This is a genomic window from Cupriavidus sp. 2SB, from assembly GCF_005503625.1.
Taxonomy (GTDB): Bacteria; Pseudomonadota; Gammaproteobacteria; order Burkholderiales; family Burkholderiaceae; genus Cupriavidus.
In genome coordinates, this window is sequence record NZ_SCMX01000020.1 from 77,821 (window position 1) to 96,111 (window position 18,291).

13 protein-coding genes are annotated in these 18,291 nt (G+C 57.5%); 9 read left to right on the plus strand and 4 right to left on the minus strand.

What is annotated here, in order from left to right; translation table 11 throughout:
• Positions 1 to 59: 59 nt before the first annotated feature.
• Together FFS21_RS12080 and FFS21_RS12085 are read right to left on the minus strand one after the other, a co-directional pair.
• Positions 60 to 1,736: a GMC family oxidoreductase gene (locus FFS21_RS12080; protein ID WP_137925079.1), complete on the minus strand. Its 1,677-nt coding sequence runs from the start codon at positions 1,734 to 1,736 to the stop codon at positions 60 to 62.
• Between the two features lie 847 nt (positions 1,737 to 2,583).
• Positions 2,584 to 3,675, minus strand: a complete 1,092-nt coding sequence (locus FFS21_RS12085) for a YeiH family protein (RefSeq protein WP_137925080.1) — start codon at positions 3,673 to 3,675, stop codon at positions 2,584 to 2,586.
• Between the two features lie 263 nt (positions 3,676 to 3,938).
• On the opposite strand from FFS21_RS12085, the gene FFS21_RS12090 reads away from it, so the two are divergent.
• On the plus strand, positions 3,939 to 4,913 hold the full coding sequence (locus tag FFS21_RS12090) for a Bug family tripartite tricarboxylate transporter substrate binding protein (RefSeq protein WP_171020393.1): 975 nt from the start codon (positions 3,939 to 3,941) through the stop codon (positions 4,911 to 4,913).
• 56 nt (positions 4,914 to 4,969) lie between these two features.
• On the opposite strand, the gene FFS21_RS12095 is transcribed toward FFS21_RS12090, so the two are convergent.
• Both FFS21_RS12095 and FFS21_RS12100 read right to left on the minus strand, forming a co-directional pair.
• Positions 4,970 to 5,701 (minus strand): IclR family transcriptional regulator, encoded by a 732-nt coding sequence (locus FFS21_RS12095; protein ID WP_249359333.1) that lies wholly within the window; start codon positions 5,699 to 5,701, stop codon positions 4,970 to 4,972.
• A 283-nt stretch (positions 5,702 to 5,984) separates the two neighbouring features.
• Complete coding sequence (locus tag FFS21_RS12100) at positions 5,985 to 6,785, minus strand: IclR family transcriptional regulator (RefSeq protein WP_137925083.1); 801 nt, start codon at positions 6,783 to 6,785, stop codon at positions 5,985 to 5,987.
• Positions 6,786 to 7,290: 505 nt separating this feature from the next.
• On the opposite strand from FFS21_RS12100, the gene FFS21_RS12105 reads away from it, so the two are divergent.
• The 8 genes from FFS21_RS12105 (at position 7,291) to FFS21_RS12145 (ending at position 18,108) form a co-directional block, all read left to right on the plus strand.
• Entirely contained in the window at positions 7,291 to 8,634 is a 1,344-nt protein-coding gene (locus FFS21_RS12105; protein WP_249359334.1) for an MFS transporter, read from the plus strand.
• Positions 8,635 to 8,727: 93 nt separating this feature from the next.
• The gene (mmsA, locus tag FFS21_RS12110) at positions 8,728 to 10,260 is read left to right on the plus strand and encodes a CoA-acylating methylmalonate-semialdehyde dehydrogenase (protein ID WP_212745237.1); all 1,533 of its coding nucleotides are present in this window, start codon (positions 8,728 to 8,730) and stop codon (positions 10,258 to 10,260) included.
• Positions 10,261 to 10,493: 233 nt separating this feature from the next.
• A complete protein-coding gene (locus FFS21_RS12115) occupies positions 10,494 to 11,675 on the plus strand; it encodes an MFS transporter (protein ID WP_137925085.1) in 1,182 nt (393 codons plus the stop codon).
• Positions 11,676 to 11,836: 161 nt separating this feature from the next.
• Positions 11,837 to 12,085, plus strand: coding sequence for a hypothetical protein (locus tag FFS21_RS12120; protein ID WP_137925086.1), 249 nt, complete (start codon positions 11,837 to 11,839; stop codon positions 12,083 to 12,085).
• Positions 12,086 to 12,483: 398 nt separating this feature from the next.
• Entirely contained in the window at positions 12,484 to 12,759 is a 276-nt protein-coding gene (locus FFS21_RS12125; protein ID WP_137925087.1) for a hypothetical protein, read from the plus strand.
• A 1,562-nt stretch (positions 12,760 to 14,321) separates the two neighbouring features.
• Positions 14,322 to 14,654: an HNH endonuclease gene (locus tag FFS21_RS12135; RefSeq protein WP_249359335.1), complete on the plus strand. Its 333-nt coding sequence runs from the start codon at positions 14,322 to 14,324 to the stop codon at positions 14,652 to 14,654.
• A 503-nt stretch (positions 14,655 to 15,157) separates the two neighbouring features.
• The gene (locus tag FFS21_RS12140; RefSeq protein WP_137925089.1) at positions 15,158 to 16,411 is read left to right on the plus strand and encodes an SIR2 family protein; all 1,254 of its coding nucleotides are present in this window, start codon (positions 15,158 to 15,160) and stop codon (positions 16,409 to 16,411) included.
• Entirely contained in the window at positions 16,408 to 18,108 is a 1,701-nt protein-coding gene (locus FFS21_RS12145) for an ATP-binding protein (protein WP_137925090.1), read from the plus strand. The genes FFS21_RS12140 and FFS21_RS12145 overlap by 4 nt, the downstream gene beginning before the upstream one ends.
• Positions 18,109 to 18,291 lie beyond the last annotated feature (183 nt).

The following is an 18,291-nucleotide window of genomic DNA, read 5'->3' on the forward strand; positions in this document are numbered from 1 at the left end:
TAGCATGTTTTTGGTTCGGATATAGCAGGTTAATTCTGGACCTAATCTAAAGGGAACAACTACGAGACAATTTCCATAATTTTCCCTGTGTCGATGCTTCGGGACCGACTCGATCCCTTGCCGCTATAGTCTTCGCGAATGATGTCGGCAGCCTTCTCCGCCACCATGATGGCCGGGGCGTTCGTGTTGCCGGATACAAGCGTCGGCATCACCGAACAGTCGACGACACGCAGCCCTTGGACACCTCGCACCCTCAAGCGTGAATCGACCACCGACATGTCGTCGGTTCCCATCTTTGCCGTGCCGATCGGATGGAAGATCGTCGCGCCGTGGTTCCTGCAGAACTCCAACAGTTCTTCGTCGGTGTTGCTTTCCGGACCCGGCTTGAACTCGCGCTTTACATATGGACGCATTGCCGCCGAGTTGGCAATTTGCCGAGCAGCCCGAACGCCGGCGACCGCCGTCCGTTGATCGAGTTCGGTCGAAAGATAATGCCCCTGCATTTCTGGTGCCGCCAATGGATCCGGCGATGAGATCCGCACGTAGCCCCTGGACTCGGGCCGCAGTTGGCAGATGGACAGTGTGAAGCCAGAGAAAGGGTGAACTTTCCCGCCTGCCATGTCAGCGGACAACGTGGAGACGTGGAACTGGATGTCGGGCGTCGCAGCCACCGGCCGGCCGTGCTCATCCTTGAGGGCACGCATAAAGCAGCCGCCTTGGTTAATGCCAACTGCCAGCGGACCGCTACGATACAGTAGCCATTGCAAGCCAATCTTGGCCTTACCGATCCAGGAGTTAAGCTCGTCGTTCGTGGTGATCGGTTTGGTGCATTCATAGTAGAGACGCACCTGCAGATGATCTTGCAGGTTCTCGCCCACACCCTTCAAATCCTGCACGACGGGAATTCCGAATTTTGCGAGCAGATCTTTCGGACCAATACCGGACAGTTGCAAAAGTTGTGGTGTCTGGATAGCGCCCGCAGCCAGCAGTACTTCTGCACGACAGCGTGCCGAACGCCTGACACCCGCCTGCATATAGTTCACCCCGACTACTCGACGGCCTTCATAGATTAGTCCGGTCGCTTGCGCTTCCGTTTCGATGCGCAAATTGGGGCGATTCCGTACTGGCGTCAGGAACGCCCGCGCAGTGCTGCAGCGGCGCCCACGATCCGTTGTGAGTTGATAGTAGCCCGCACCTTCTTGAGTAGCTCCGTTGAAGTCGCCATTTCTCGGCACGCCGGTCTGCTCCGCGCCCGCAATGAACGCCTCGATCAACTCATGTGTCTTGCCCACATCCGAGACCTTGAGCGGACCATCAGCGCCATGGTACTTGCTCGACCCACGTTGGTTCCCTTCAGACTTGCGAAAGTACGGTAGAACTTCATCGAAGGACCAACCTTCGTTTCCGAGTGCGGACCACTTATCGTAGTCTTCGCGCTGGCCGCGAATGTAGACAAGGCCGTTGATCGAACTTGAGCCCCCGAGCGTCTTTCCGCGCGGCCAGTAGATCCGCCGATTGTTCATTCCAGGATCTGGCTCCGTTTCGAAGCGCCAGTTAACGCGAGGGTCCCACATTGTCTTGCCGTAACCGATTGGGATATGAATCCACATGAAGTTGTCCGGTGGGCCAGCTTCCAGCAAGAGCACTCGGGTGTTGGGGTTCTCGGTCAAACGTGCCGCGAGTGTGGCCCCGCATGAGCCCGCCCCCACGATGATGAAATCGAATTCTTCAGACATGTCTCACTCGCCTGTCGTGTTGTGATCGGTAGTGAAAGCATCTTAGACAATGTTTATTTGGAACGCAACGTTCCATTTCTAAATATCTACCCTCATAAAGCCGGAACAACATAAGGGTTAACCCTTTGATTGGGCATGCTTTGGGCGAGTGCGTTCCAAAAAGCACATCAATGAATGCGAAATGCTGAAACTCACCGCACCTATTGATGTCGCCGAGATCGCGCCGGCTTTCCGCGATTGACGTGGAGCGGATACGTTGAACCGCCATGGATGGCACCGCGCAGAGTCGCCGCGATGGGCGGCATGAACAACTCGCCCAGGTCATTTGCAAACTTGCGAGGGACAGTGGAATAAATCAGGCCGTGAAGAGGCTTACGGCTCTGCAGTCCCTCGCAAAGGAAATTCACCAAGGCCCAAGGCACCATGACGGTCGCCGTGGAAAAAGTAGAGGAGGCGTCAAATCCGAAGGGGTCAAGCGTGAGAGCGAATGTCACGTTCCAAGGTAAGCAGCCTGTCAAAGTCCGCTATGTGCTGACATATCGCGAAAACAGGATCGTCAGCGAAACTTGGCAAATTGACCCGAAGTTGGGCTCTGTGGCGTCCTGGGCTTCCGCTTTATCTAGGCGGCGGTGCTCTGCCGCCTAGACTCAGGTGGCCAAGGCAAAGCGTTCGACGAACTTGGTCGATCTCACCAACGGCTGCATTCCGGGTGAGTATGGTGCGCAATGCTAGCGCCCCATATAGCGTGGGCCGCTGCACGAGACGGCGCAATGTGAGTCTCGGTGCAGGCTACCCGCTTGTACCTCAAGCGGAATGTCCCTGCAAACGTCTACGGCTTCAGGCAAGCTCAGAACAGCAGCACGCCGAGCGCCGCTCCGGCCACCATCAGAAAGACGAACAGCAGACCCGCGAGTACCAACGGCGCTCGTCCTGCACGGAGAAGATCACCGATGCGTGTTTGCAGCCCAATGGCAAGCATCGCGCAGGCAAGCATCCAATTGTCCAATGCGGTCAGGCCGGGCTTCCAGTCCGTTGGAACCAACTCAGCGGAATTCACACCCATCACGGCCACGAACGCGATCGCGAACCAGGGTACAGACTTCAGCAAGCCTCGCAAGTTGCGCGACTCAGTGGATTCCTGCGACCAACTCGTCTTGGGCCAGAGCGCCATGATTAGCAACAAGGGCGCCAAGGCCAACACCCGTACCATTTTGGTAACGACAGCCGCATCGGCCGTGGCATCACTGACCATCTTGCCCGCAGCAATCACCTGTGCAACTTCGTGCAGCGTTGCACCGGTAAATATGCCAAAGCTTTTCTCGCTAATTGCAAAGTGCCAGTGCTGAGTCAGCAGTTCATACATCCACGGGTAAAGAAACATCCCCGCAGTGCCAAACAGTACAACCGTTGCTACCGCTACCGCCGTTTGCCGGTCATTGGTCTTCACGACCGACGACACCGCAATCGCAGCCGCTGCACCACAGACCGCGCTTCCGGCGCTTACCAGTATGGCTTCGCGACGACTCATACCCAGCACACTAGATCCTAGCCAGGTTCCAACAATCAGAGTCCCCGCAAGCATCGTCAGCGGTAGAACGACGCCACCCGCGCCAAGGGCAACAATGGCACCAAATGTCAGTCGCAGCCCGTAGAGGGCAACACCCCAACGTAGCAAGTAGTGTCGGGCGAATTGCATTCCCGGCGCCAATGGCATCAGCCATTCTTTAGGCATCGTGTTGGCTGCCACCATCCCGGCTCCAATGGCAAGGGTCAGCGCCGACAGACCATATCCCGAAATGGTCGGATGGTTCGCCAACGATTGCGCGAGCCAGGCGATTGCGCCCAATGGAATCAGGGTCAGGATGCGCTGTCGCCATAGGGTCAAGCCCGTCGGAGAAACGATAGATGAAGCAGAGGAAGGTGTCGGCGCAGTCGACATAGAGAGCTCAGTGAATGACAGTTGTGATGCCAGCCTAAGCGCCACGGTCTAACCAGTAAAACTGAAATTACCGCTAAGTCTTACCTAAAATTTCGATTTGACGCTGCTCTACGCCCATGATATGGAACAAATTGTCCCCTTTATTGTTTTGTATTTACTTTTTTTGGTACTTTTCGTTCCAATAATTCTGGAATATGATCGTGTCTCCGGAAGAGCATTTGCGGACGCTCGGCCGCGCAAACAAAAAATGGAGACAAGGCCTCATGAATCGACGACGCGCCATGCTGGCGATTGCAAGCAGCACCACGTGCGCAGTATTCCCTGAACTTGGAAACGCCCAGGCCACTTGGCCCTCGAAACCCATCAAGCTGGTTGTGCCCTACCCCGCGGGAGCCATCTCTGACTTTTTGGGCCGCTACATTGGTCGCGTTCTGTCCACGGAACTTGGCACCCCTGTTGTCGTGGAAAACAAGCCGGGAGCCGGGACCAATATCGGATCGGACTCTGTCGCCAAGGCAGCCCCTGATGGCTACACCCTGCTGTTGGCCAGTAGCACGAATGCCGTAAATGTCACGCTGTTTCCAAAGCTGACATATAGTCCGACGCGCGATCTGACGCCAATCTCAGTCATTGCGGACGTGCCAAATTGCCTGGTAGTTAATCGTGATTTCAAGGCGAATACCGTCGCCGATTTGATAAAGGCGGCGAAGAGCGATCCAGACGGGTTGGCCTATGCTTCTTCAGGTCCGGGCAGCCCCGCACACCTGGCGGCGGAGATGTTCAATCGCATGGCAGGTGTACAAATTCGGAACATTTCCTACAAGGGCGCCAGCCCTGCTATAGCGGATGTAATCGCAGGGCACGTTCCCATCGTGTTTTCCCACCTCGCCGCAGTGCGTGGAGCGTATGAGGCAGGGAAGGTGAAAATCCTGGCCGTTGCAAGCAAGTCGCGCTGGCCGGTATTGCCTAACATCCCCACGATTGCTGAGTCGGGCGTTGCTGGATACGAAGCAGGCGCTTGGTACGGCCTCATGGCTCCGGCCGGAACGCCCAAGCCCATCCTGGATCGGCTGCAGGCAGCGTTGAGCAAGATGCGAACGCCGACTACTGCCGAAGTGATACGCCAACAAGGGGCGGATTTGCGGATCGCTGGCGCAGAAGACATGAAGAGTCGCCTTGACAGCGACATCAAGACTTACGCCGCGCTGATCAAAACAGCGGGTATCGTTGTGGAGTAACGCTAACCAGGCATCGTGAAGCCGATACCAAGTATGTGGTATCGGCTTCTTGGCACCTACAGAAGGCCTCGCATTTTTGCCGCAGCTTCGCGCAAGGCGGGCAGCTTGCCGATAGCAGACTCAACATTCATGCGAGCCGATGGCGCATGCACGGAAATTGCAGCCCTTGCGATGCCTTGCCCGTCTAGCACCGGTACGGCGATAGCCACCAAGCCAGGAATGAACTCCTCCTGATCCAATGCATAGCCATTGACAGCGATCCTCTCGCACTCGGTCCGCAAGGCTTGCGTAGACGTAATACTAGTCGGGGTGAGCGGTTCTAAAGGCAATTGGGCCAGCAGTGCCTCTCTCTGAGCTGGTGCCATCAACCCAAGAAACAACTTGCCGCTAGCCGTGCAGTGAAGGGGCACATGAGCGCCAGCATCAAGCGTCAAGCGCCAAGGCCACGGTGCTTCCACGCGATCCAAATACATGACGCTGGCACCATCCAGCGTCGTGAAATTGCACGTCTCGCCGACCTCTTGCACCAGCGAGGCGAGCACCTCGTGGCGAAGCCCTCGCAATCCATCGTGGTTCAGCGTATCAAGCGCAAGTCGACGAAGCGTTGGGCCCACGACATAAAATCGCTCGTCAACATCCCGCGCAAGGTATCCACTCGCGAGGAGCTGAGCACACAATCGGTGGGTTGTCGCTTTCGGAAGACCCAGCTCTGCGACAAGATCTGCCAAAGTCATCGCACGGCTTGCCCCTGCGATGGCATGCAGCAGCCTCAAAGTTCGATCAGCCATAGCGCCGCCGAGTGAGGGCGACCCCGATGCAACGGCATCAACCGCAACCACGCTCCTGGCAGGGGCCGAAACCTTCCCGTTCAACTTCTTAGGTTTCGCGTTTCGAGCGATTCGTTGAGTTTCCATAACTTGGTCTTGTGAACTGAGGGAGCGGGCCATCCCGCCCATCGAGCGCCGATCCGAAGCCAATGAGTCGCAATCGTTCCATTTCAACGGATCAGGGTACGCCAATGTTGAATAAATGGTATCACGGTCCAATCCTCTACAAACGATTGCGCGGGTTTCATAGCAGATCAGCCATCAGTCTCGCGGCACGGTGGAGCGCCGGCAATTTGGCCACAGCATCAGTAGTCGTCATACGGGCCACAGGGCCATGAACAGATATGCCCCCCCAGACCTTTCCTTCGGCATCCAGAACTGGAACAGCAATTGCGACCAAGCCGGGAACAAACTCTTCACGATCCAGCGCATATCCGCACTCCGCTATGGCTGCACACTCACGGCGCAAAGCATCGCGCGAGACGATGGTGGCCGGCGTCAGCGCATCCATACTAGTTTGCTCCATCAATTTTTCACGCCTTCCTTGCGGCATAAGAGCCAAAAAAAGCTTGCCACTTGCCGTGCAATGCAACGGGACTTTTGCACCCGGTTCCAGAGTCAGGCGCCAAGGCCACGGCGCCTCCACGCGATCCAGATACAGCACACTTGCACCATCCAAGGTTGTGAAGTTTCCGCTCTCCCCGACTTCAGCAACGAGTTTCACCAAAACGCTCTGCCGCTTGGCCCGGATTTCTCGCCGATTGAGTGCATTCAGCGCCAAGCGCCGAAGCGCCGGGCCGCGAACATAGTGGCCGTGCCCCAAGTCTCGTGCAAGGTAGCCCTGTGCCACCAAGCCACTGCAGATTCGTTCAACGGCAACTTTTGACAACACGAGATGGCTGGAAAGTTCTACTGTTGTGGCCCCGCGCGTGGCACCTGCAATGACGCTCAAAAGCCGCAAGGTGTAATCGGCGGAAGTCGCGGCCGGCGTATGACTTCCATCTTGCGACAAGCCGCCATTCTCTATCTGATCATCAAGAGCCATAGATGTCTTGCAGGTTTGAAAGTTATTAGGTGCCCCACCACGGCGACCTAGGAGACGGATCGTCGTCCGCTTCGGAGCATGAATCCTCGACGGCCCATCGGATCGCGCAGGTCGCAGATGCGTGATAGACGAGGAGCAGCCAGTGCCAGGACGTCACCCTGAAGCCACCAAGCTGCCGCAACAGCACTTCCCACCGCTGTCTGAGATGTCGATGCATCGCAGGGCCCTCACATTTGGTTAAAAAGGCGCGCTCTTGAGCCTATACACCAAATCATAGTGGAACAATTTGTTCCATTCACTGTTGTTTACCCGAAGTCCCCTGCATTGAGTGCGCCATACATCACATAAAGAAATCACGGCAATGCTATTTTGTGAAGCTCACGCGGGTAAACCCTTAAAATGAAACATTGCGTTCCATTGTTCTGGCTTATAACATTCACAAAAAAGACAGATAGTCCCATTCTATTCAAACGAATGGGCAACAGGACACCAATGGAGACAACACGTGGCAACTGGCAATGCATCAGTCCCGGAATCACTTGAACAACGCCCCACTCGACAAGCATGGATCGTCGTAGCCCTGCTTTCCGCTTTCATGATGATCAACTTTGCCGACAAGGCAATCATTGGCCTAGCCGCAGTGCCGATCATCAATGAGCTAAATCTGACTCATGAAGAGTTCGGCCGTGTTGGCAGCTCGTTTTTCCTGCTGTTCTCCGTGTCTGCTGTCCTCGGTGGATTCATTGCCAATCGCGTGTCGAGCAAGGTAGTCATTGCTTCGATGGCCTTGCTTTGGGCCGTCGTCCAGCTCCCGATGCTTGGCGTGGTGACGCTGCCGATGCTAATCGCCAATCGGGTCATCCTCGGTGCGGGCGAAGGTCCGGCCTACCCAGTTGCGCTACACGCTGTGTACAAATGGTTTTCTGACAAGCAGCGGACTTTCCCTTCCGCGTTGGTTGGTATTGGCTCAGTTCTCGGCACGGGCATCTCTGCGCCGCTCCTGACGTGGATCATCGTCAGCTACGACTGGCACGTTGCCTTTGGCTTTCTAGGCGTGGTCGGCCTGGTCTGGCTCGTTTTTTGGCTTGTCTTCGGCAAGGAAGGCGCGGGGTGCACGACCCGTGCGGGAGGGGTTGGATGCAATGAACTTCCAAGAATCCCCTACCGCAAGCTTCTGACCTGTCGTACCGCAGTCGGCTCAATGCTTGGCTCGTTCTCTGCGTACTGGGCACTCACGCTAGCGGTAATTTGGCTTCCGGTGTTTCTGGTTAAGGGCGTTGGGTACTCAGCCACGCAGGCTGGCTGGATAGTGGCCCTACCCTCCGTGGCTCAGATATTTCTCGCGCCTTCCCTCGGCTTCGTTTCACAGCGCCTTCTGGCACGTGGATGGAGCAGTCGCGCTGCAAGAGGCCTGCTCGGCGGTAGCTGCGTCATGGTCTCGGGTCTCTCCATGATTGGACTTTCCCGCATCGATGGCGGCCTGCTGCAGATCCTGCTGATCATCGGGAGCTTCGCTACCGGCAGCGTCATGATCAACCTTGGCGCAGCCCTTATCGCAGAAATCAGCCCATCCACCCAACGAGGTGCAATGCTCGGCATCAACAACGCCGTCTATACGCTGGCCGGCATTGGCGCCCCGTGGGTCATGGGACACGCAGTGGATCTTGGCGTCGATACCTATGCGGGGTTTCGTTCCGGCTTCGCCTTCGCCGGCACATTGATTCTCCTGGGTGGCATCACAGCCATCCTCCTGATTCGCCCCAAGCAGGATATCGACAGATTTCAGCAAGGTGCCCAGCGGTCAGACGTCGTCGATCAAGGGCAACGATCGGTAGCTCGAATGGGGTAGCCGCCGACCGTCTCCCGTGGGGCCGTCCAGCACCCGGTCCACTTCCCCAGCAATCCATAGCCAGTTTCAGAACCAACCACACGAGGAATGAAAGTGAACTCTCAAGCCATCCGCATTCAGAACCATATCAATGGCGAGTGGGAAGACGAGGTCGGGGGACAGTATGTCCCGCTCCGCAATCCTTCCACCGGCCAGGTCATCGGCGAGGTGCCGATTTCCTCCCCCGAGACGTCCCGTCGTGCAGTTGCCGCGGCCGCTGCCGCGTTCCCCGCCTGGAAAGCAACGCCGCTGCCGAAGCGCATGAACTATATCCACCTCATGCATCAAGCGCTGAAGGACAATCTGGAACCCCTTGCCCAGGCGGTTGCCGTCGACCAGGGTAAGCACATCGCTGAAGCGCGGGGTGAGGTCGGCCGTGTCATCGAGATCGTTCAAATGGCGTGCGCAATTCCTGCGCTGATTCAAGGTGAGACGATCCAGGGCATTGCAAACAATATCAATGGCCGTGTGATCAAGGCTCCGATCGGCGTCTTCTGCGGCGTTGCCCCGTTCAACTTCCCGGCACTGGTTTTTGGCTGGTTTATTCCGTTCGCGATCGGTACCGGAAACACCTTCGTCTACAAGCCGTCCACCGAATCGCCGCTGTTCATGCAGAAGATGATGCAACTTCTCGTGGATATCGGACTCCCGAAGGGAGTGGTCAACGTGGTGCATGGTGAGCGCGAGACCGTCGAAGCCTGGTATGACGACGACAATGTCTCCGGCGTTTGCCTGGTGGGTTCGACCCCCACGGCCCAAGCCATTGCCGCCGGTTGTGGCCGAAATGGCAAGAAGACCATGCTGCTCGGTGGTGCCAAGAACTTCCTGCTCGCGATGGAAGACGCGCCGATGGACCTGCTCATCGAGAACGTGCTGATGTCGGGTTACGGCTCGGCGGGACAGCGCTGCCTGGCGGTGTCGAACATTGCCGTTGTGCCAGAGATCTACGACGAGTTCGTCGAACGTCTCGTGGCCGCATCGAAGGACGTCCGCGTGGGCGATGCGACCGACCCCGACGTCTTTATGGGTCCCGTAATTTCGGCCAAGGCCAAGGAACGCATTGAGCGCTATGTTGACATTGGCGTTGCCGAGGGCGCCACGCTGGCACTTGATGGCCGGAATCCGTCACTCTCCGCAGGCAACAAGGAAGGCTATTTCGTTGGTCCCACGATCTTCACGAACGTTACGCCGTGCATGCAGATCGCTCGTGAAGAGATCTTCGGGCCGGTACTGAGCGTCATTAAGATCGGTTGCATCGACTCGGCTCTCGACGCCATCCGCAAGCATAAGCTGGGCAATGGCGCCTGCATCTTCACGCAGAACACGTACTACACCGAGAAGTTCATCTCCGAAGCTGACGTCGGCATGGTTGGCGTGAACGTAGGAATCTGTGCTCCGCATCCGTACCTGCCCTTCGGCGGTATCAAGGGTTCCCTGGTCGGCAACAACAAGGTTCAGGGCAAGGACGCGATCGACTTTTTCACGCAGAACAAGGTCGCAACCGTGCGCGTCGTCGCGCCCGGAGCCAAGCCTGCCGCAGCGGGCAACGTCGGGAATGGTGCAGTTCGTAGCTGTGTGGCGAGCTAACCAGGCTGGTAAGTAGTAAGGAGGGGCGCTGCGTCTGCACCGCCCTTCTTTTCCATCCTCTTTACTATTATGCGTCGGCATATTTGACCGCACCGCGCCACGCGCTAGTCCAGCACCGGAACGGAATCAAGCATCGAGAAAGTGCTCCAACCCAACAACCGTAGGTTCAACTTCAAGCTGTCAGCGTCCCGGTCGACGCACGGCCTCGCGTTGATAAAAAACTACAGCAATCCATGAAGTTCAATTCCTCTGTCGCCCGCCTCGCCATTGCGCAAGCGCTTTCCGGCGCTAACTCTACGGTCGTCTACGCGACCGGTGCCATCATCGGAAACATGCTTTCCCCGCGCCCGGAACTGGCCACGCTACCCATTTCGCTGTTTGTCGTAGGCATGGCGTTGTCCACGCTGCCGGTCGGTGTGCTGGCGCGGCGGTTCGGTCGCTCCATCGCATTTCTTGCCGGCAACATTTGTGGCGTGCTGGTCGGCATCCTGGCAGCAATAGCACTTGTCAATGAGTCTTTCGCGCTCTACTGCGTTTCCATGCTGTTCGGGGGAGCTTACGCCGCAGTGGTGCTGACGTTTCGATTTGCGGCCGCCGAGTGTGTCAGTCCTGACGAAAAACCACGTGCCTTGTCGCTGGTACTGGCGGGCGGGGTGGCCGCAGGAGTGGTCGGTCCTCAGTTGGTAGCGGTAACGATGAATCTGTGGCCTCCTCATGCCTACGCAGTGACCTATCTGGGCTCGGCAGTCGTCGCGGTTCTCTCGGCGCTCGTGCTGCGTGGCATCAAGTTCCCTGCGCTTACCACGAAACAGCGCGCGAAGGCGGGGCGGTCAACACGCGAGATTCTGCGTCAACCACAATTTTTGGTTGCCATGCTCTGCGGTGTCGTGAGCTATATGATGATGAACTTCATGATGACATCTGCGCCGCTGGCGATGGAGCTGTGCGGAATTCCTCGCTTGGATTCGAACTACGGCATCGAGCTGCATGTGATCGCAATGTACGCGCCAAGCTTCTTCACTGGGCGTCTGATCGCCCGGTTCGGCTCGTCAGCCGTTGTCCTGACCGGGCTGGCCCTGACCGCACTGGCGGCTTTTGCCGGTATGAGCGGTTTAACCGTGAATCATTTCTGGATCGCGTTGGTGTTGCTTGGCGTGGGATGGAACTTCGGTTTCCTCGGCGCATCGGCTATGGTTCTGACCTGCCACACGCCTGAAGAGGGTCCACGCGTGCAATCGTTGAACGATTTTGTCGTGTTCGGCGCCATGGTCCTGGGCTCCTTTGTTTCTGGTAGCCTGCTTGCCACGTTTGGTTGGACAACGGTCACAACTCTGATCCTGCCTCCCGTCGTGGTTGCCGCGGCTGCGTTGCTGTGGCTTCAGTGGACGAGCGTCGAACCGTCCAAGCAGCACTGAGGCCCGCCAAGGGTCTGTTTACGGGCATCACGTGTGCCGGAGATAGGTGTTTGCATGTCTCCGACACACGTGGCAACGTGCCATGAGCAGTTGTTAGGGCTGACGCCTTTAACCATCTCCACAAAAGCGGCGACATAGGCAGGTTCCTCGTCACGCGGCGAATGCCGAAATTGATGCTCGTTTGGATGCCTCCCTTGCCAAATGCAGCGCTCGCAAAGGCATTCCAGTTCCAGCTTCGCTGGAGCGATTTTCGCATTCCTAGAAAAGCCAAGCCACTGTGCGGCTGCGCGGCCACCAAATCTGCTAAGAACGGCTGCGCCGCCACCGCTCGTAGGAAATATGCTGTCAACTGGTGCCTTGCCTGCGAGCGATTCGAGCGCTTCGGGATGCAAGGCGGCGCGCTGTTCTGAGGCGTATATTAGCACCAAGGGGGCTAGTCTCAATGGGTGTTTCAAGCTGATAGACAAAAAAATGCCACGGCCGGAGTGGTCGTGGCGAAGTCGAATGCTATGGGGCCGATTTCTCGGCAGGGGCAGAATCTCACGCCCGAGATACGAGAGCATCGCCCAAACGGGGGAAAGCCGCGTGGTACGTACAAAAAGAAAAGGCCACGCAGGGAAAGGGTGGCCTCAAAGGATCAGGAACGGGAGTAGCTCCCGCGCACGAATTATCGCCACGGCCAGTTGTCGATTGCACCCTCCGTAAGCAGTAACGGTAAGCTTCACCTTCGGACTGATCGCTGCGACGATCACGATTACGAAGCTGTTTATGACTTGGTCTAAGTGCCGCCTAAAGGTAGCTTCTTTCTATGCGCTACATCTCCCCCTCCCCCTCCGATCTACAACGGCTGAAGAACGAAATCGACCGCACAGGCGAGCAAATGGCCGAGCTTTTCGGCGTCGCGGGCGGCCAGCAGTGGCGTAAATACACTGGCGGTGCCCAGCCGCGCGAGATGGCGCCGCAGATGCTGTTCTTCGGCGCGGCGCGCCTGGTACTTTCGGATGACGAACTGCGACGCGTGCTCGGTCGCATGCGCGAAATTGGCGCGGAAATCGATCTGACCACCGCGCAGGTCGACTCGTAAACCAACGCTCTACTTCGCGGTCGGCGGGTCGTAGCTGCCCTCGCAGGTGGGCACTGCCCTTGAGGTATCGGCGTGGGCCCGCTTAAGTCCATCTGCCACCATTCCATTCGAATGATGTGGTTGTAGGCTCGGTCATCAAGGATCGACGCCGGTATAAGCAGTCTCTCGAAGTCCTCGATCAATCCGGGCTTTGTGCGTTCCCCCCATTCCGACAGCGCCTCTGGATGTTCCCCTTCCTTAACGCTTGATACTGTTCGGGTTGCCGGCTCAGCCAGACCTTAGTGATGCTCTGGGTTTCCCACCCTGAGTGTGCGTAGCCGCGCTGATCGCGGTGCCGCACTAAGGCCTCTGCTCTCCGCTCAGCCGCGCTTGCTGGGAACAAGTTCGCAGAGTTATCCTCTATTGCCCCTTGTCTTTAACTTGTCCACCTATGACGAAGACGTCTGAATACGTCGCCGAGTTAGCCGAGCGCGAAGGCGTAGAGTACTCAGCCACATTTGCGGACCAATGGGCGGAGGCCGCTGTCAATGTGTTGGGCGATGCGATCACGCGAAACGCTACGGATGATCTGCTAGTGGCCTTGGTGCGCGCCGGCAAGCTGTCGGCGCGCGAGATGGTTGCACTAGTCATGGCACATCATCGGGAACTGAGGCAACCGGCTTAGCGCCAGATCAAATGTCCCGCGTCTCCTCTTCCCGTAGCTGAATAACTGGCCGTCGCTTGCCGGTAGAGTAGAAACGTGGCGCGGTGACGCTAGGTCCAGGCATCGATATTTCCGCCCCTTTCGTTTGGCGGTGCCCTAGTAGCCAGGCCATGGCTCCGTTTCCACATCCCCTCATCGAACCGGACATGCAGATCTCCCGCATCCGGCTCTCGGACAAGACTTCACGCCTTCACACACGCCAAGCTGCCCCCCGCGCGCTCAGACGTACGAGCACGAAGTGCCCGTAGAGGTTAGCTTCCGCCCCTGCGTCGTCTGGTCTTGTGCTTGTTGCGCAGCCACCGGCGCAACCGCGTCGCGGCATAGCTATCGAGCGCTCGGTATGCACAGCTTGCCGACTGACAAATCGTCCGCTGAGGGGCGAAGCATGCTCCGTACAAATTCCTAGCCAGAGGTGGCAGACGAATCTCTTGGACAAAGTATCTCAATGAGTAGCGGCAGACCGGGGGGCGGCACACTCTGCTCGTTGCCCCGCGGGTAGCAGCAGCGGAACGGACAGGCCAGGGCATAAATCGCCCAGAAGTGGCCATACGTGCCGTAGCGCTGAAAGCGGTCACTCCACCCCTCGTCAGGATGTACGCTTCCCTCTTGTATTGGCGGAGAGAGCGGCGCTAAACTCTTTCTCGTCAGTCTCCTCTAGGAGCTGAAGTGGTGCCAGCACGAGCTACTCGGCTGGTTCCCGTGTATGCCTTCTACGGGCGAGCGGGGTTTCGAAGTTTCCGAAATCTTCCTGAACTCAGGATCGCTCATGCCCTCGACTCTCGCACGTCGGCGCTCCCGCGCCTTTCAATTGCAATCCGGCCATTGCTTCTATTGCCGCTGCCCCATGTGGGAGCAATCAATGGAAGTTTTCGCTGCAACCTTCCATCTCTCCACTCGACAGGCTCGACACCTTCGATGTACCGCTGAGCATCTGCATGCTCGAGTCGATGGCGGCGGTGACTCGCAAAGCAATATTGTGGCCGCCTGCCAGTTCTGTAACGTCCAGCGTCACCGTCGAAGTGCCGCGCTGGACGCAGCACGTCACAAAAGACACGTTGACCGCCTCATGGCACGGAAACGGTGGCATGCATCCTGGGTCTTCGAGAAGTTGATGCAGCCAGACGGATCTATTAAGCCGTCTCCCAAGGCGCCTGCCCGATGCCCCGGAGGAGGTCATACTGAGCTGGGATGAGCCACTGCATTGGCTATGGCAATGCCCGCGAAGCGCTACGTGGCAATCGAGAGTTGACCGCTGCGTGATGGGCAATTGGGCTCTTCCCGGCCAGTAGCCGACGGTCGGGCGGTTTGCTACGGCAGTCCGTAGTTGTACCGGCAATGGTCATCCGGTTGAACTGCCCTGAAAACTCTGATGGCTAGAAAGCGGCACATGGTTCCGTGCGACCAATTTCGTATGGCACCGTTCGGCTCCTCTGCCAACACTGCACCTTCCCACGTGCGTCACGAATCGTTGCGGGACGTACACACCCCTCTTCGATCCTATCAACGGTCGTTCGATACATGAGATATAAAGACCGTTTAGTGTCGGCGACCTCTTTCCGGCTCGATACAGGCCGACGGTGATGAACCACTGCAGGAGCCGGAACGGCGATCTGAATGACGAGGTTTTCAGTGGCAGCCGTGACCCGCAAATGAGAATACGATATGTCGCGCGCGCCGGCGTAAAAAGAGAGTGCAATGAAAGTCTTCAGTTCTAAAACCAACGGGCAGTGGCTCGCACAGTTGCCACCACCTGCTCCTGCCGCTGCTGCCGCAGTGGCTCTCGCAGCGCCCGCGCTGGAAGACCCAGCTACCTCCGAAGCGAAGCGCGCCCTCTCGGACATACTCCGCTGCACCAACTTTGTGGTGCTTTCCGGTCTGGGTACATCCCTGTGCGTACATCCGGCCGTCCAGGGAGGTGCCAAAGCGCCGACCATGCGAGATCTCTGGCAACAGGTCGAAGCAGCCCAAAACACTCCGGTGCCACCAGGTGCGGTACCGAAACCCACATTTCAGGGGATTTTGCAGCTAGTTGGGCATCCGCAGGACAAAACTGACATTGAAGCTCTGCTGTCAAGGTGTCGCCTGGCTGAGTCTTTCCTTGCTGGGGCACAGAAAACCGACGTTGAGGACTTTATCGCCAGAGCGGAGGGTGTCATCGTCCAGGCAACGAATTTTCTTTCGGTTAGCCACCCACTCCCCGTTCATACCGAGTTCCTTCGGCGCGCCGCCCGACGTTCGCAGCGCAAATCCCGGACGAAGGTGTTCACCACTAACTACGACCGCTGCTACGAAGAGGCGGGGCGCCAAGGCCGCTACGTCGTGGTAGATGGTTTCTCCCATACGGTCCCACCCACGTTCGACGCCATTCATTTCACGTACGAGACCGTGCGCCGTGTGAACGACACGGAGGCTCTCGAGCCAATCCCCAACGCATTCCACCTGTACAAGCTCCATGGGTCGGTCGACTGGCAACGTCAGGATTCCGGCGAAATCACCAAATGGACGCAAGGCGGAAAGCCTGTACTGATTTACCCGCGCAATTCAAAATACGAGTTGGCGTTCGAACAGCCTTATCTGGAGATGATCAGCGCGTTCCAGTCCGCCATGCGTGAGCCCGACACAGGCCTTCTGGTGGTCGGTTTCGGATTCAACGATAACCACCTTGCTGAACCTATCATGTCGGCGATCCGCTCGAACCTGTCGCTGAAAGTGGTCGTGGTGAGCCCCGGACTTACTCCGTGGAATAACGGTCCTGGACAACAAGGGCCCGGAGAATGCGTCACGAACAGGTATCTCGCTTGCCTGCGAGACCTGGCCAATGCTGGCGACGCTCGCATCAGTCTGCTTAACTGTGGCTTCGAGCAGATGGTTCCGCTTGTCCCCGACCTTGCCGCGGAGACGGACCTGGAGCGGCATGTGGCAAGACTGCGCAGCGTCGGTGCAGCATGAGTGGCCTTGTTGTCTCCCCCTTCGACGGTCAGCGCTACATCGGGTCCGTCTGTTCGGTTCGACCTGCTACTGTCGAGATCAACCTGCCCCTCGCATCCTTTCCGAACGGCACGCACGTCGCTGGATATCTGCTGCAGCGCGGTCAGGTTGGTGAATTCGTCGTAATCGAAGGTGAAGAGCATGCGGTGCTTGGACGGCTGATCGAAACTCGGCTCCCAGAGCGTGAGCGTTTGACGGTCGAGCCGACGTACGAAGGCGACGGTCGTCCAAATCCGGTAGGAATCGTCCAGCTTCTAACCGCAATCGACCTAACCAATGGCTTCGCCCTTCGGGGCGTACCGCTTGCACCGCGAATAGGTCAGCACGTATTCTCCGCTCACCCGCTTGTCATTAAACAAGTCGTCGAATCGGGCCGGACGCCGGAAGACCGAAGAATCCGGCTCGCCAGCTTTCCACACGCGCGCGATACGATGGTCTCGCTTTCACCTAGTCATCTACTTGGAAGGCATTGTGCAATCCTTGGTGCTACGGGCGGTGGAAAAAGCTGGACATTAGCCCTTCTGGTTGAAGAGGTTGTTCGACTGCGCGGCAAAGCGATTCTCTTTGATGCCACCGGCGAGTTCAATACTCAGGACGCACCAGGGGTAACTCACGTCTATCTTGGTGGACGACGAACCGCTGCGGCAGACCCACGACGCTTCCTGAGCTTCCCATACTGGCAGCTCACCGAGTCAGACCTCTTTGTTCTTCTCCGCCCAAGCCCTGGCGTGCAAGCTCCGAAGCTCAAAGAAGCGCTCCGCAGCCTGAAAGTCGCCCATCTGGTTCCCGCGTTAGCGCATGACGGTCGAATTCAGAAATCTGGGCAGCCGAGGCAACCCTTCGAAGCCGCGTGCGTTCGGCACGCGCTCGAATTAAATCGCCCCGGCACTTACTTCGACATTAGCCTGCTATCGGACCAGATATGGGAGGAGTGTGTCTATCCCAATGGTTTTGGCAACGCTGCAGGCAACTGGGGGGCAGCTACGCAAAACGAGCAGTCTGCTTGTGTAACCTTGCTCTCGCGAATCGAAAGCGAACTCGCGTCTCCCAACCTTGAGTGCCTGTTTGCGCCAGCCGGCCTCGAATCGCTTCCGAACGTCATCAATGAATTTCTGGCTGACGTGAACCAACGAGTTCTTCGCATCAGCCTCGAATTTCTGTCATTTGAGCACAATGCACGTGAGGTCGTCGCGAACGCAGTCGGGCGCTACTTATTGGCTCTTGCTCGCGAAGGGCACTTCCTGCAAATGCCAACAGTATTGATGCTCGACGAAGCCCATCAATTTCTCGACAAATCCGTCGGCGACGAATTCTCCCGAACCGACTTGGACGCATTCGGGTTGATTGCGAAAGAGGGACGCAAGTATTCGTTAACTTGCGTGCTATCGACGCAACGGCCGCGAGACATTCCAGAGGACGTGCTAAGTCAGATGGGTATGTTTATCGTCCACCGACTCATTAACGAGCGGGATCGGACGGTTGTGGAAAAGGCTTGCGGTGATTTGGACGCTTCCGCCGCCTCATTCCTGCCGACACTGGGTCAGGGCGAAGCGATGGTGGTCGGGGTTAGCTCACCGATGCCACTCCCCGTCTCAATTTGCAGGCCACGCCGACCGCCTTCGTCGCAATCCGCAAACTATGAAGCTCTGTGGGGCTGACTTTCCAGCATAACCTGGTGGTGAGTTCGCTTATTCGGGAGGGCTAGCCATACCAACATGTGCGGATGACCGTTGTATCTTGAAAGCCGTTGTTTCAGCTATGGGGAACCGAAGGGCAGTTATGGGTCGGTCAGAGAGGGTCGCGGATCACCACTGCACCCACCATATCTGGTAGCTATCAGC